The sequence below is a fragment of the Cohnella xylanilytica genome, from assembly GCF_014212175.1.
GTDB classification, from domain to species: domain Bacteria; phylum Bacillota; class Bacilli; order Paenibacillales; family Paenibacillaceae; genus Cohnella; species Cohnella xylanilytica.
Map to the genome: position 1 here is coordinate 1 of NZ_JACJVR010000135.1, position 1,144 is coordinate 1,144.

Here is a 1,144-nt window from a genome sequence, read left to right on the forward strand (position 1 = left end):
CCGTCGTTGTGCTTATCGGGCATGCAGGAACAGAAGTCGCGTATAGAGGGACTTCGCTTGGCTTCTGCTGCATACTCCACTTGGCCCTTGGAGGTTCACCCTCCCATGTCTCAACGGGTCTATGCCCTTACATTCCTTCGTTACACCTGTCCAAGGCGTGGAGACCGATTGCGTTTAGTTAACGGGTCTATGCCCTTACGAACCCAGCATTCGGTTCTCTATGCTTTCTTTGTGAAATCCTGCGAACGAGTCAACATTCGTAAGGCGGTCTCGCGATTGCTAATGAATAGCGACTTGTCTTAAGCGGCCACATGTACCTCCGAGCGATACGACTCCCCGCGCTGAATCATTCCAATGAGGATGCGAGCGAGCTTGCCGATTAACTTAAAGACCGAAGCCTGCTTGGTCATTCCCTTCTTCTGGTTCTGCTGATGCCAGCGTTTAAAATCCGGATGATGCCTGACAAGAGAGAGCATGCCTAGATAGAGATACTTCCGCAAGGTGCTGTCGCCGCGTTTGGAGAGCTTAATCTGCCCCTTGAATTTGCCGGAGGTACACTCGGCCAGATTGAGCCCCGCTCGTCGCAGCAACTGCCGTCCATGGTCATACCTGTGCAAATCCCCCGCGCAGCCCAGGATGACCGCAATGGTGATGGTACCCAGCCCTTTTATGCTCCGCAGTTGTTCCGCCATCGGAAGGCCGTCAAGCAACTCTTGGATTTCCTGTTCCATCTGCTGAAGCCGTTGCACGTTCTGTTCGTAAGCCTCAAGGAGCCATTGGAGATCCCTTTTCTCTTCAATCGGCGCTTGCGAACCGCCGATGCTGCGGGCGGCTGCCCGGAGAAGCTCAGCCGCCATCCCTCTCCCGCGAACGCCGCCGGCACGCTTCATGCCTTGCTTGCTCCAGCCCTCGATGACGTCATCTGCACTCAAGTTCCGCAAGTCGGACGGCATCGGGAACGCCCGAAGCGAGGCTAGCGAACGTGGAACCGTCCAATCGGGGAAGACGCTGCTGAATTCGGGAAAGTTTCGATCGATCCAGCGGACGATCCGATTCCCCAGGGCGGTGGTCTGCTTGACCCAAAACTCCCGATCGCTTATCACCGTCTTGAGGCGCTCGAACACGGCCTCTTGCGGTGCGTAAT

Annotated in this window: 1 protein-coding gene; it reads right to left on the minus strand. The window is 56.0% G+C overall.

Translation table 11 applies throughout. From position 1 onward, the window contains the following. Positions 1 to 299: 299 nt before the first annotated feature. Positions 300 to 1,144 (minus strand): transposase (locus H7B90_RS30290; protein WP_185139643.1); only part of this gene is annotated, 845 nt, incomplete at its 5' end.